Source organism: Pseudomonas sp. ADAK7 (genome assembly GCF_012935675.1).
Classification (GTDB): domain Bacteria; phylum Pseudomonadota; class Gammaproteobacteria; order Pseudomonadales; family Pseudomonadaceae; genus Aquipseudomonas.
Genome location: NZ_CP052861.1, coordinates 6,902,359 through 6,916,220, shown reverse-complemented (window position 1 = coordinate 6,916,220; position 13,862 = coordinate 6,902,359). Strand labels below are relative to the sequence as shown.

Below are 13,862 nucleotides of genomic sequence, written 5' to 3'. Positions count from 1 at the left end.
ACGCCCCGATCTAACAGGAAAACCGCGTCATCGTTCTTTGCGGGCCAAGCCTCGCTCCTACGGTATCGCTTTGAGCTCCTCGATACTGATCTCGCGCATCCGAAACTTCTGAATCTTGCCCGTCACCGTCATCGGAAACTCTTCGACGAACTTGAAATACCGCGGTGTCTTGAAGTGCGCGATACGCGACTTGCACCAGGTTTTCAGCTCGTCTTCGGTGGCGCTGTGGCCGGGGTGGAATTTGATCCAGGCGACGATCTCTTCGCCGTAGCGCGAGCACGGAATGCCGATCACCTGCACATCCGCCACCGCCGGGTGGGTAAAGAAGAACTCTTCCAGCTCCCGCGGGTAAACGTTCTCGCCGCCGCGGATGATCATGTCCTTGTTGCGCCCGGCGATGCACACGTAACCCTCTTCATCCATGCTCGCCAGGTCGCCGGTGTGCATCCATCCGGCCTGATCGATCGCCTCGGCCGTGCCTTGCGGGTTGTTCCAGTAGCCGAGCATCACGCTGTAGCCCCGAGTACACAGTTCGCCAATCGTGCCGCGCGGCACCAGGTTGCCGGCCTCGTCGATTATTTTGCTTTCCAGTTGCGGCTGGGTGCGGCCGACGGTGGTCACGCGCAATTCCAGTTCGTCTGACGGACCGGTCTGCAAAGACACCGGACTGGTTTCCGTCATGCCGTAGGCAATCTGCACTTCGCTCATGTGCATTTCATTGATCACCCGGCGCATCACCTCGATCGGGCAGGTCGCGCCCGCCATGATCCCGGTGCGCAGGGTCGACAGATCGAACTGCGCGCGTTGCGGCTGATCGAGCATGGCGATAAACATGGTCGGCACGCCGTAGAGCGCGGTGGCTTTTTCTTCGGCGACGGTGGTCAGGGTCAGCAGCGGATCGAAGGCATCGTTGGGGTAAATCATGGTGCTGCCGTGGGTGATGCAGCCGAGGTTGCCCATGACCATGCCGAAGCAGTGGTACAGCGGCACCGGGATCACCAGCCGATCATCGGCGCCCAGGCCCAGGCTTCCGCCGACCATGTAACCGTTGTTGAGAATGTTGTAGTGACTGAGGGTCGCGCCCTTGGGGAAACCGGTGGTGCCGGAGGTGTACTGGATGTTTACCGGCTGGTCGAAATGCAGGCTGTGCTGGCGTTCGTCCAGCTGTTCGACCGAGACGCTGGCCGCCAGATCGGCCAGTTGCGACCACGGCAGGAAACCCGATGGCGGCTGTGCGTCGAGGCTGATGACGCCACGCAGGTCCGGCAGGCGTTCGCTTTGCAGTTGGCCGATGGATTGTTCGGCCAATTCAGGCGCCAGGCCTTGCAGCATTCCGTGGTAATCGGAGGTTTTGAAGGCCCCGGCGCAGACCAGCCATTGGCAGCCGGACTGCTTCAGTACGTATTCGAGTTCGGAGCTGCGATAGGCCGGGTTGATGTTGACCAGGATCACGCCGATCTTCGCGCTGGCGAACTGGCTGATGCACCACTGCGCGCAGTTCGGTGCCCAGATGCCGAGGCGGTCGCCGGCCTGCAAGCCCAGCGCCAGCAATGCCCGGGCGTGCAGGTCCACGGCGTCGGCCAGTTGCTGCCAGGTGTAGCGCAGCTGTTGATGGCGCACGACCAGCGCTTCTCCGTCCGGGTATTGCGCGACCGTCTGATCGAACTTCTCGCCGATGGTCATCGCCAGTAAGGCTTTGTCCTGGGAACCGCGGGTATAGCTGCGCTGCGGGTTTGCACTGGGTTGATCCATGACGACCCCTATTGTCTTTATTAGTGGGTTGATACAGAAAATGTGGCCCTACTCTCGCTCAAGTTGACGTTAACGTAAAGGGTGATTGACAGCCATTCGTCACAGGCTTACGTTAACGTAAAGGTGAGAGCCGAATCACTGCCCTCCCTACCCTACAAAAAAGCCAAAAGGTGACCCATGAGCTACCCATCCCTGAACTTCGCCCTCGGTGAAACCATCGACATGCTACGCGATCAGGTTCAGTCCTTCGTCGCCAAGGAGATCGCCCCGCGCGCGGCCCAGATCGACATCGACAACCTGTTCCCCGCGGACCTGTGGCGCAAATTCGGTGACATGGGCCTGCTTGGCGTCACCGTGCCGGAAGAGTACGGCGGCGCTGGCCTGGGTTACCTGGCGCACGTAGTGATCATGGAAGAAATCAGCCGTGGCTCGGCCTCGGTGGCGTTGTCCTACGGCGCGCATTCCAACCTTTGCGTCAACCAGATCAACCGCAACGGCAATCACGAACAGAAAAGCAAATACCTGCCGAAACTGATCAGCGGCGAGCACATCGGCGCCTTGGCCATGAGCGAGCCGAATGCCGGTTCCGACGTGGTCTCGATGAAATTGCGCGCCGACAAGCGCGGCGATCACTACGTTCTTAACGGCAGCAAAACCTGGATCACCAACGGCCCCGACGCCAACACCTACGTGATCTACGCCAAGACCGACCTGGAAAAAGGCCCCCACGGCATCACCGCATTTATCGTCGAACGCGACTCCAAAGGCTTCAGCCGCAGCAACAAGTTCGACAAGCTCGGCATGCGCGGTTCCAACACTTGCGAGCTGTTCTTCGATGACGTCGAAGTGCCGGAAGAAAACATCCTCGGCGTGCTCAACGGCGGCGTGAAAGTGCTGATGAGCGGCCTCGATTACGAGCGTGTCGTGCTCTCGGGCGGCCCTACCGGGATCATGCAGTCGTGCATGGACCTGATCGTGCCGTACATCCACGACCGCAAACAGTTCGGCCAAAGCATCGGCGAATTCCAGCTGATCCAGGGCAAAGTCGCTGACATGTACACCCAGCTCAACGCCAGTCGCGCCTATCTCTACGCGGTGGCCCAGGCCTGCGAGCGCGGCGAAACCACGCGCAAGGATGCGGCGGGCGTGATCCTCTACAGCGCCGAACGCGCCACGCAAATGGCCCTCGACGCGATCCAGATTCTCGGCGGCAACGGCTACATCAACGAATTCCCGGCCGGTCGTCTGCTGCGTGACGCCAAGCTGTACGAAATCGGCGCTGGCACCAGTGAGATTCGTCGCATGTTGATCGGTCGCGAACTGTTCAACGAAACCCGCTAAACGGAGCTGTCCATGGCTATCCTGCATACCCAGCTCAACCCCCGTTCGGCGGAGTTCGCCGCCAACAGCGCGGCGATGCTCACCCAGGTCGACGCCCTGCACACCTTGCTCGCCCAAGTGCAGCAAGGTGGCGGTCCGAAGGCGCAAGAACGCCACACGTCGCGGGGCAAACTGTTGCCTCGCGAGCGGATCAATCGTTTGCTCGATCCGGGCTCGCCATTCCTGGAAATCAGCCAACTCGCGGCTTACGCGGTGTACGGCGAAGACGTGCCTGCGGCGGGCGTGATTGCCGGGATCGGCCGCGTGGAAGGCGTCGAATGCATGATCGTCGCCAACGATGCCACAGTGAAAGGTGGCTCGTACTACCCGCTGACCGTGAAAAAACACCTGCGCGCCCAAACTATCGCCCAGCAGAACCGCTTGCCCTGCATCTACCTGGTGGACTCCGGCGGCGCCAACTTGCCGCGTCAGGATGAAGTGTTCCCGGACCGCGAGCACTTCGGGCGGATCTTCTTCAACCAGGCCAACATGAGCGCCATGGGCATTCCGCAGATTGCCGTGGTCATGGGCTCGTGCACCGCTGGCGGCGCTTACGTACCGGCGATGGCCGATGAAGCGATTATGGTGCGCAATCAAGCGACGATTTTCCTCGCCGGCCCACCGCTGGTGAAAGCCGCCACCGGTGAAGTGGTCAGCGCCGAAGACCTTGGCGGGGCCGATGTGCACTGCAAGATTTCCGGAGTCGCCGACCATTACGCCGAGAGCGATGAACACGCCCTGGCCATTGCCCGACGCAGCATCGCCAACCTCAACTGGCGCAAGCTCGGCGAACTGCAACAACGTGCGCCGATTGCGCCGCTGTACGGCAGCGACGAGTTATATGGCGTGGTTTCGGCCGACGCCAAGCAGCCGTTTGATGTGCGCGAAGTGATTGCGCGATTGGTCGACGGTTCGGTGTTCGACGAATTCAAAGCGTTATTCGGGACCACGCTGGTCTGCGGCTTTGCCCACCTGCACGGTTACCCGATCGCGATCCTTGCCAACAACGGCATCCTGTTCGCCGAAGCCGCGCAGAAAGGCGCGCACTTTATCGAACTAGCCTGCCAGCGCGGCATCCCGTTGCTGTTCCTGCAGAACATCACCGGCTTCATGGTCGGCCAGAAATACGAGGCCGGCGGCATCGCCAAGCACGGCGCCAAACTGGTAACCGCCGTGGCGTGCGCCAAGGTGCCAAAATTCACCGTAATCATCGGTGGCAGCTTCGGTGCCGGTAACTATGGGATGTGCGGGCGGGCCTACGATCCGCGTTTCCTGTGGATGTGGCCGAATGCGCGCATCGGCGTGATGGGCGCCGAACAGGCCGCCGGCGTACTGGTGCAGGTCAAGCGCGAACAGGCTGAACGCAGTGGCCAGGCCTTCAGCGCCGAACAGGAAGCCGAGATCAAGCAGCCGATCCTCGATCAATACGAAGAGCAGGGTCACCCCTACTACTCCAGCGCGCGACTGTGGGACGACGGCGTCATCGACCCGGCGCAGACCCGGGATGTCCTGGCCCTGGCTTTGTCCGCGTCGCTGAACGCACCAATCGAACCGAGCCGCTTCGGCGTGTTCCGGATGTGATCGGGAGAAAATGATGAGTGACTTCAACACCCTCGAACTGCTGACCGACCCGCGGGGTTTCGCGACCCTGTGGCTCAGCCGTGAAGCGAAGAACAATGCGTTCAACGCCGAAATGATCCGCGAACTGATCCTCGCTCTGGACAAAGTCTCGGGCGACGCCAGCCTGAGATTCCTGTTGGTGCGCGGACGCGGCAAGCATTTCAGCGCCGGCGCCGACCTGGCCTGGATGCAGCAATCGGCCGAGCTCGATTACCACACCAACCTCGACGACGCCCGGGAACTGGCGGAGCTGATGTACAACCTCGCCAAGCTGAAAATCCCGACCCTGGCCGTGGTGCAAGGCGCGGCGTATGGCGGCGCGTTGGGCCTGATCAGTTGCTGCGACATGGCGATTGGCGCCGATGACGCGCAGTTCTGTATGTCGGAAGTGCGCATCGGCCTGGCGCCAGCGGTGATCAGCCCGTTCGTGGTGCAAGCCATCGGCGAGCGTGCGGCACGGCGCTATGCGCTGACCGCTGAGCGATTTGGCGGACAACGGGCGCGGGAAATCGGTTTGTTGTCGGAGAGTTATCCGATTGCGGAACTGGAGCAGAAGGTCGAGCAGTGGATCGACAACCTGCTGCTCAACAGCCCGGCCGCGATGCGCGCCAGCAAGGACTTGCTGCGTGAAGTCGGCCACGGTGCACTGACCCCGGCGTTGCGGCGCTACACCGAAAACGCTATCGCGCGCATTCGGGTCAGCCCTGAAGGCCAGGAAGGCCTGCGCGCTTTCCTGCAAAAACGTCCGCCGAACTGGCAAGCCGAAACCACCAAGGAGCCGCGTTGATGAGCGCACCTGTTCTCACCACCCTGCTGGTGGCCAACCGCGGCGAGATTGCCTGTCGCGTGATGCGCACCGCCAAAGCCTTGGGCCTGACCACCGTCGCCGTGCACAGCGCCACCGACCGTGACGCCCGGCATAGCCGTGAAGCGGATATCCGCGTGGACCTCGGTGGCAGCAAAGCCGCCGACAGTTACCTGCAAATCGACAAACTGATCGCTGCCGCCCAAGCCAGTGGCGCCCAGGCGATCCATCCGGGTTACGGTTTTCTCTCGGAGAACGCCGGGTTCGCCCGCGCGATTGAAGCCGCCGGCCTGATCTTCCTAGGCCCGCCCGCCTCGGCCATCGACGCCATGGGCAGTAAATCTGCGGCCAAGGCTTTGATGGAAACCGCTGGCGTGCCGCTGGTGCCGGGCTATCACGGCGAAGCCCAGGACCTCGACACCTTCCGCGACGCCTGCGAACGCATCGGGTATCCGGTGCTGCTCAAGGCCACGGCCGGTGGCGGCGGTAAAGGCATGAAAGTGGTCGAGGACGTCAGCCAACTGGCCGAAGCCCTGGCCTCAGCCCAGCGGGAGGCGCAATCCTCGTTCGGCGATTCGCGGATGCTGGTGGAAAAATACCTGCTCAAGCCGCGCCATGTGGAAATCCAGGTGTTCGCCGATCAACACGGCAACTGCCTGTACCTGAATGAACGGGATTGTTCGATCCAGCGCCGACACCAGAAAGTCGTCGAAGAAGCGCCAGCTCCAGGTTTGAGCGCAGAACTGCGGCGGGCCATGGGCGAAGCGGCGGTGCGTTCGGCACAGGCCATTGGTTACGTCGGTGCCGGCACGGTGGAGTTTCTGCTGGATTCGCGCGGCGAGTTCTTCTTTATGGAGATGAATACGCGCCTGCAAGTTGAGCACCCAGTCACCGAAGCCATTACTGGCCTGGACCTGGTGGCCTGGCAGATTCGTGTGGCGCGGGGTGAAGTGCTGCCGATGACACAGGAACAGGTGCCGCTGATGGGTCACGCCATCGAAGTGCGCTTGTACGCCGAAGACCCGGGCAATGATTTCCTGCCGGCTACAGGGCGGCTGGAGTTGTATCGCGAATCGGCGGAAGGGCCGGGGCGCCGGGTGGACAGCGGCGTCGAGGAAGGTGATGAGATTTCGCCGTTCTATGACCCGATGCTCGGTAAGCTGATTGCCTGGGGCGAGGATCGTGAACAGGCGCGTTTGCGGTTGTTGAGCATGCTCGATGAATTTGCCATCGGCGGGCTCAAGACCAATATCAACTTCCTGCGGCGGATCGTCGGTCATCCGGCTTTTGCCGCGGCGGAGCTGGATACCGGGTTCATTCCTCGTTATCAGGAGCAGTTGCTGCCAGCGCCTGCCGAGCTCAGTGATGAGTTCTGGCAAGCGGCGGCACAGGCGTTTGCGCAGGGTCAACCGTCGCAGTCGCGTGCGGATGATCCCAGTTCGCCGTGGGCTATTAACAGTGGTTTCCGCGCCGGATTGCCGAAAGAAATCACCCTGCATTTAAGTTGCGAAGGCCAGGATCGCGCATTGACCTTGGGCGAAGTGACCACCGCGCAACTCAAGGGCGAACAGTTGCTGACCGAGCACAATGGCTTGCGTCGTCAGCATCGGGCTATCCGCCGTGGCGACAGCCTGTACCTGCAATGGGAAGGTGAATTGCGCCGGGTAGAGACTTACGACCCGATTACAGCCGTCGAATCCAGTCACAGCCATCAGGGCGGCCTGACCGCGCCCATGAATGGCAGCATCGTGCGGGTGCTGGTGGAGGCCGGGCAAACGGTCGAAGCCGGGGCGCAACTGGTGGTGCTGGAAGCGATGAAGATGGAGCACAGCATTCGTGCGCCCCATGCAGGGGTGATCAAGGCGCTGTATTGCCAGGAAGGCGAAATGGTCAGCGAAGGCAGTGCGTTGGTGGAGTTGGAAGAAGCGTGAAATGACGATCGGTCCTACGCATTGCGAGGACCGATCTGATTAGAATTTGGCGGTTGCCTGCACCACTACGCCGATAATTCGGCACTCGTCGGTGAACAGAGCCTTCGGATAGGTCGGATTGAGCGGGACCAGGTAACGCTGCCCGCCCTCTTCGATCAGTTTGCGAAAGGTCGCCTCGGCGCTGTCCGGCCATTGGGCGATCACCAGTTTTCCGGGCTCCGGCACAATGGCCGGGTCCACCAGGATCATCATGCCCTCGGCAATGCTGATGCCAGTCGGCGCGGTCATCGCATCGCCCACCACACTCAGCCAGAAAGCCGGGCCCTGGGCGTGGTAGTCGGTCAGCTCGAAGCGTTCCTCCTTGCGATACACCGTCAGCTCACCATCGCGCACCTGCGCCGGCTCCTTCCAGTCACTGACCGGGTAGCGGAAGTACGGGTTGTACTTCAACGCCAGAGGCATCTCCTCCTCTTCGAGAATGAGTGGTTCGCGGATCACCAGCGCCACTTCGAGAAAGTCCATGCCCAGCGCCTTCAACACACGGTTCATGTTGACGACGCCGGGGTCGCGGCGTTTGTTCAGCCAGTGGCCGACGCCGCCCTGGGACATCCCGAGGCGATCTGCGAGTTCGTCTTGAGTGACTTTGAGTTCACTCATTTTGGCCTTGACCAATTCAATCCATTTATCCATGTGCGGCACGATACGTGGGGGACTCCGACCCTCAAAACACAAATTGTAGTATTTAAATTCTCGTCACAAATACAGTACGTACTAGGATGGATTCACGGATCTGAATCTATCACGGAGTTCACCTTCATCATGACCATGCCCAGCCACGACACGCCCGACATGCAGTTCGACACCACCTTCACCTCGCCAAAAGGCACTGCCGCCGCCCAACGGGCACTGGACTATTACTTGAAACCAGCTGTTTCAGAAGTGGCAGTCCCGGCACGTTTTTTCGACGTCAACCGCAACGTCAGCAGTGAAGAGGCGCTGGTTCATGCGTCCGATCTGCTGCGCTGCGCCGCCGCGACCGCACAGGAATCGGCCGACAACCTGCAAGGCGCAAACCGGGCACTGGCGTTTTCGGTGGTGCACATGATTGATATGGCGCAGGCGATGGTCGACCGATCCTTGGATGGCGATCAGAACGACTGAGACGGATTGGTTTTCAAGGAGGACAGGAAAGATTTTCCCCATCGCACAGATAAAATCATTTGACTTGCAAACGAGAATGATTATTATTGCATGCAGCTGGTCGCGAGATCAGTCGATGGACCAGAGGACCTTAGGTCGGTCTCCTGGACTATCTCCTCATCAGGCTAATCACGGTTTTTGACCCGGCTTTTTGCCGGGTCTTTTTTTGCCAGTTATTCTGGCTTTGGCTTCAGGCTAATGAAGACTGTAGGTGCTGCGAATTCGATTGGCCGGCATGATATCAAAAGAATGTCTGTTGGCAAGAGAACCCCGCCAGCATTGGGCCAAACTAATCCAAATTAGCACTTGAGAATCAATCATACAGTCTCTAAGCTGCTTCGGCGTCAAGGAGGACGCCCCCCTTCTTTAGCCTGAAACCCCCTTCTTTCCGGTCTTCACCACACCGCAATATGTGAGTCCGTACGCGGCTCGGTCCCGCCGCATAACACCCCGGTTTCCGGATCGCGCAAGATGATCTGCCCACGTCCATAACTGGTCAAATCGCACACCACTTGTACCTCATGCCCGCGACGCGCGAGGGCGGCAGCCATGTCTCGCGAAGCGTCTTGCTCGATGCCGACCTTCAGCCCGCCCAGCCATTGCCAGCGCGGAGCATCCAGCGCCGCTTGCGGATTGAGTCCGAAATCCACCAGGTTCATGACCATTTGCACATGCCCCTGGGGTTGCATGTAGCCCCCCATCACGCCGAACGGCCCCATTGCCACACCGTCCTTGCTGAGAAATCCCGGGATGATGGTGTGAAAAGTCTTCTTGCCGGGTGCCAGGCAGTTGGCATGCGTCGGATCGAGGCTGAACTCTTCGCCACGATTCTGCAGGGCGATGCCGCTGTCGGGCAGCACCACGCCCGAGCCGAAACCGTGATAGTTGCTCTGGATAAACGAAACCATGTTGCCATCGGCATCGGCAGTGGCCAGGTACACCGTGCCACTGGCGTGAGGCTCGCCCGGTTGCGGCGCCACGGCCTGCTCGCCGATCTGCTCCCGACGGCGGGCGGCGTAAGACTCACTCAACAAATCCGCGACCGCGACCCGCATATGTTCCGGGTCGGTGATGTAATGCAGGCCATCACTGTAGGCCAGCTTCATGGCTTCAAGTTGACGGTGCCAGGTCTGCTGACTGTCGCGGTGGTCAAACTCGAAACCTTCGAGAATCTTCAACGCCATCAACGCGACCAATCCTTGGCCGCTGGGCGGAATCTCCCAGACATCGACGCCGCGATAATTGACCGTGATCGGGTCGACCCATTGCGCGCGGTAATCCTGCAAATCACTGGCGCGCAGGTAGCCGCCCGTGGCCCGGGAATGGGCGTCCAGCCGCTGCGCCAATGCGCCGCGATAGAAGCTCTCGCATTCGGTGGCGGCCAATTCCGTTAACGTTCGTGCTTGCGCCGGGTTGCGAAACAACTCACCGGCGCGCGGCGCCCGGCCGTCAATCAGGAACGTCTTGAACCAGGCATCGAGCACTTCGTCGCGGCTCGGGGTGAAGTCTTCCAGCGCGGCTTGCCATTGCAGGGCAACCACGGGCGATACCGGAAAGCCGTCCCGCGCCAGGCTGATGGCCGGTTGCAGCAAATCGACAAAGGGCAAGCGTCCGAAACGCCGGGACAGTTCCGCCCACGCCGACGGGCAACCCGGCACCGTCACCGGCGTCCAGCCATGCAACGGCATCTGTTCATGACCGGCCGCTTTCACCGCCTCGACGCTCAAAGCCTGAGGGGCGCCGCCGTTGGCGTTCAAACCGTGCAGCTTGTTTTGCGTCCAGACCAGTGCAAAAGCATCGCCGCCGATACCGCAACCGGTGGGCTCGACCACCGTCAGCGCCGCCGCCGTGGCAATTGCTGCATCAATCGCATTGCCGCCCCGGCGCAGGATCTCAATCCCCGCTTCAGCGGCCAACGGTTGGGACGCGGCGACCATGCCGCGTTTGGCAAACACGCTCTGACGCTGGGACGCGTAAGGGTACTCATGGGCAGAAAATTCGAACATGGCAGGACTCACACAAAGAAGGTTTGCGGGCTCACAGGACCCGACTGAGGAAGGCGCGGGTGCGCGCATGACTGGGCTGGCTGAAGATCTGTTCGGGCGGCCCTTGTTCGATCAATTCGCCTTGATCGAGCACCACCACCCGGTCGGCCACTTCGCGAGCAAAACCCATTTCATGGGTGACCACGACCATGGTCATGCCCTCCTCGGCCAACTCCTTCATCACTTGCAACACTTCGCCGACAGTTTCCGGGTCCAGGGCACTGGTGGGTTCGTCGAAGAGCATGGCCTGGGGCTTCATCGCCAGCGCCCGGGCGATCGCCACCCGCTGCTGCTGGCCACCGGACAACATCGACGGGTAGTGATCGGCCTTTTCCGCCAGCCCAACTCGCTTGAGCAGCGCCTGTGCCTGTTCCACTGCGGCTTTGCGCGTCACGCCCAATACGTGGACCGGCGCTTCGATGATGTTTTCCAGCGCGGTCATGTGCGGGAACAGATTGAAACGCTGGAACACCATGCCGATGTCCCGGCGTTGCCGCGCGATATTGCGCTCCGAGTCCTTCACCAGACTGCCGTCGGCCCGAGTGCGGTAACCCATGGGCTGGCCGCTGACGCGGATCTGCCCCGACTGAATGTCTTCGAGCAAATTGATGCAGCGAATAAACGTGGTCTTGCCAGAACCGGACGCGCCGATCAGCACCACCACTTCGCCACGGCGGACTTGCAGGGAAATGCCCTTGAGAATCTCCAGGTCGCCGAAGGACTTGTGAATATCCAGCGCTTCGATGACCAACTCTTCACTCATGTGCGCCATGTTCAACGCCCTCTCAGCAGTTTCAGGGTGCTGCGACCGAACATGCGACTGGCCGCCGGTGCCGGCCGGTCAGACTGCCCGAACCGCGTTTCGAGCCAGCGCTGGAAAAAGCCCCACAGCGTGGTCAGGAACAGGAAATAAATGGCGACCACCAGGTACAACTCGAACACCCGGAAGGTCGCCGAGGTGACCATTTGCGTGCTGAGCAGCAGTTCCTGCACGCCGATGACACTAACCAGCGTGGTGTTTTTCAGCATCACGTTGAACTCGTTGCCCAGCGGCGGCACGATCACCCGGAAAGCCTGGGGCAGGACGATGCGCCGCATCAGTTTGGCAAAGGTCATGCCCAGGGAACGCCCGGCTTCGTACTGGCCCTTGTCCACGGCACCGATGCCGGCGCGGATGATTTCGGCCATGTACGCGCCTTCGTTGAGGCCCAGGGCAATGATCGCCGCCTGGATATTGCCCGGCACAATGAACCAGCCCAGGTCCAGGTCTTCGAAGCGGAAAATCCCCCCGGCCGCCAGCGCCGTGTAGAGGAACACGATCTGCACCAACAGCGGCGTTCCGCGCATCAGCCACACATAAAAGCGCACCGGGTACTGCAACAGCGGATTGCGCGACAGTTTCATCAGCGCCGCCACCAGCCCCAGCACACACCCCAGCAACATCGCCGAGACGCTGATCAGGCACGTCAGCCAGAGCCCCGTCAGGTAGACGTCGCTGGGCTGCAACAGGTACTGCCAAAACACATCCCAATTGAAGTTCATCAGTGGCGCCCTCAGTCCAGTTTGTCACCGTCGACATGCCATTTACCGAGCAGCGCGGCATAGCTGCCGTCGGCGCGCATGCCTTGCAGGACTTCGGTCAGGGCAGCGCTCAACTGCGGGTCACCCTTGCGCACGCCGAACCCGGTGAGAATCCGGTTGAACGCGGGCACGGCAGACTGGAACAGGTCCGGGGCGAGTTGCTGGTAGTGCCCGGCGGATTCAACGGTGGTGCCGAAGGCGTCCACCTGATTGATGCGCAACGCCTGGAAGGCATCGGCGTCGACGTTGTAGATCACCAGTTTCATCGGGGCCTTGCCGGCGGCCACCAACTTGTCGTTCTCAGCCCCAAGCAGAACACGGATCGTCGAACCGTTGCTGACCGCGACCTTGAGCCCGGACAGGTCTTCAAGGGTCTGCACCGATTTCGGGTTGCCCTTGGGCACCACGATCGACTGGCTGGAATACATGAAGTTGACGATGTCGATCACTTCACGGCGCTCGGGCTTGTCGAACAGCTGATCGACAATCATGTCGCACTGCTGCGCCAGCAACGCCGGGATCAGGCCGGCAAACGGCGAGATCCGCCATTCGACTTTCTTGTTCCCCAGGCGCTGGGCAATCGCTTCGCCCATGTCCACCTGCAGGCCGACCGGCTTCTGCTTCACATCAAAAGACACCAGCGGCGGCGAATCCATGCCCGAGCAATAGACGATCTTGTCGCTCTTGCTCAATCGCTCCGGCAAGGCGGGGGCGGCCAACGCCCACTGGGAACACAGACTCAACGTGACAACGGCTACAAACGCGCAACGCTTGTGCATGGCAAGGCTCCAGGTGTCAGGGGCTTTCTTTTTATGGGTGGATTATTTTTGGTGGGCTTCAAGAAACTGGATCAATCGCGGGATGGTGCCTTCTATGTGCTCGCACACCACCGCCGCCGCCTTGTCCGGATCGCCGGAGCGCAACGCGGCCACGATCGAGGCGTGCTCGTCCCGGGCGCTGCGGGGTTTGTCGGCGTGTTGCAACCACAGGCGCATGTGCGGCTCGATCACTGAATACAACGCCGAAATCTGCCGCATCAGGCGCGGGCGTTCGCTCAAGCTGCACAGGTATTCGTGGAAGGCACGATGACGGCTGACCCACTCGGCGCCGTCTTCGCGGTAGTCGTCCATTTCATCGAGCAGACGCTCCAGATGACTGAAATGGCGTTCGGTGATGTTCGCCACCGCGACGCGAATCGCGAGGCCTTCCAGAGCGCTGCGCATTTCGAAGACTTCGCGCATTTCATCGATATTCAAGCCACGCACGATGGCACCGCGGTTGGGCCGCAGGATGACCAGGCCGTCGGCATCGAGCCGGCGAAACGCTTCGCGAACCGGCATCCGGCTCATGCCGATTTCACCGGCAATGTCCTCGGCAATCAGCCGTTCACCAGTGCGATAGCGTCCCTTGCAAATCGCCTCAAGCAGAAAGTTGTAGGCCTCCTCTTCGGCGGTGATCGGCTGACGCTCGGTATAGACAGGAGCAAATTTCATCGCGTGCACCTTTTGTATTTTTGTATCCAATTATCCATAAAGCCAAAAAAGCACA

Annotated in this window: 12 protein-coding genes; 5 read left to right on the top strand and 7 right to left on the bottom strand. The window is 60.9% G+C overall.

Annotated elements, in window-relative coordinates; translation table 11 throughout:
• Positions 1 to 57 precede the first annotated feature (57 nt).
• The gene (locus tag HKK53_RS31580) at positions 58 to 1,752 is read right to left on the bottom strand and encodes an AMP-binding protein (protein WP_169374005.1); all 1,695 of its coding nucleotides are present in this window, start codon (positions 1,750 to 1,752) and stop codon (positions 58 to 60) included.
• Positions 1,753 to 1,929: 177 nt separating this feature from the next.
• Between HKK53_RS31580 and HKK53_RS31575 the strand changes: the two genes are divergently transcribed.
• From HKK53_RS31575 to HKK53_RS31560, 4 genes are read left to right on the top strand one after another with little or no spacing between them, the layout of a single operon-like run.
• Positions 1,930 to 3,093, top strand: a complete 1,164-nt coding sequence (locus HKK53_RS31575; RefSeq protein WP_169374004.1) for an isovaleryl-CoA dehydrogenase — start codon at positions 1,930 to 1,932, stop codon at positions 3,091 to 3,093.
• Between the two features lie 12 nt (positions 3,094 to 3,105).
• Positions 3,106 to 4,713 carry a carboxyl transferase domain-containing protein gene (locus HKK53_RS31570; protein WP_169374003.1) on the top strand — a complete coding sequence of 536 codons (1,608 nt, stop codon included), beginning with the start codon at positions 3,106 to 3,108 and terminating at the stop codon, positions 4,711 to 4,713.
• A 13-nt stretch (positions 4,714 to 4,726) separates the two neighbouring features.
• Positions 4,727 to 5,539 (top strand): gamma-carboxygeranoyl-CoA hydratase, encoded by an 813-nt coding sequence (locus tag HKK53_RS31565; RefSeq protein WP_169374002.1) that lies wholly within the window; start codon positions 4,727 to 4,729, stop codon positions 5,537 to 5,539.
• Positions 5,539 to 7,488: an acetyl/propionyl/methylcrotonyl-CoA carboxylase subunit alpha gene (locus HKK53_RS31560; protein WP_169374001.1), complete on the top strand. Its 1,950-nt coding sequence runs from the start codon at positions 5,539 to 5,541 to the stop codon at positions 7,486 to 7,488. The genes HKK53_RS31565 and HKK53_RS31560 overlap by 1 nt, the downstream gene beginning before the upstream one ends.
• A gap of 39 nt (positions 7,489 to 7,527) precedes the next feature.
• Here HKK53_RS31560 and HKK53_RS31555 read toward each other — a convergent pair whose 3' ends face one another.
• On the bottom strand, positions 7,528 to 8,178 hold the full coding sequence (locus HKK53_RS31555; RefSeq protein ID WP_169374000.1) for a LexA family protein: 651 nt from the start codon (positions 8,176 to 8,178) through the stop codon (positions 7,528 to 7,530).
• Positions 8,179 to 8,307: 129 nt separating this feature from the next.
• On the opposite strand from HKK53_RS31555, the gene HKK53_RS31550 reads away from it, so the two are divergent.
• On the top strand, positions 8,308 to 8,649 hold the full coding sequence (locus HKK53_RS31550) for a DUF6124 family protein (protein WP_169373999.1): 342 nt from the start codon (positions 8,308 to 8,310) through the stop codon (positions 8,647 to 8,649).
• A gap of 434 nt (positions 8,650 to 9,083) precedes the next feature.
• On the opposite strand, the gene HKK53_RS31545 is transcribed toward HKK53_RS31550, so the two are convergent.
• Genes HKK53_RS31545 through HKK53_RS31525 form a run of 5 tightly spaced genes read right to left on the bottom strand, consistent with a single transcriptional unit; the run spans position 9,084 to position 13,807 of the window.
• Complete coding sequence (locus tag HKK53_RS31545; RefSeq protein WP_169373998.1) at positions 9,084 to 10,694, bottom strand: gamma-glutamyltransferase family protein; 1,611 nt, start codon at positions 10,692 to 10,694, stop codon at positions 9,084 to 9,086.
• A gap of 31 nt (positions 10,695 to 10,725) precedes the next feature.
• Positions 10,726 to 11,505 carry an amino acid ABC transporter ATP-binding protein gene (locus tag HKK53_RS31540; protein ID WP_169373997.1) on the bottom strand — a complete coding sequence of 260 codons (780 nt, stop codon included), beginning with the start codon at positions 11,503 to 11,505 and terminating at the stop codon, positions 10,726 to 10,728.
• 2 nt (positions 11,506 to 11,507) lie between these two features.
• A complete protein-coding gene (locus HKK53_RS31535; protein WP_169373996.1) occupies positions 11,508 to 12,275 on the bottom strand; it encodes an amino acid ABC transporter permease in 768 nt (255 codons plus the stop codon).
• Positions 12,276 to 12,286: 11 nt separating this feature from the next.
• Entirely contained in the window at positions 12,287 to 13,093 is an 807-nt protein-coding gene (locus tag HKK53_RS31530; protein ID WP_169373995.1) for an ABC transporter substrate-binding protein, read from the bottom strand.
• A 42-nt stretch (positions 13,094 to 13,135) separates the two neighbouring features.
• Positions 13,136 to 13,807: a GntR family transcriptional regulator gene (locus HKK53_RS31525; protein ID WP_169373994.1), complete on the bottom strand. Its 672-nt coding sequence runs from the start codon at positions 13,805 to 13,807 to the stop codon at positions 13,136 to 13,138.
• Positions 13,808 to 13,862: the final 55 nt, after the last annotated feature.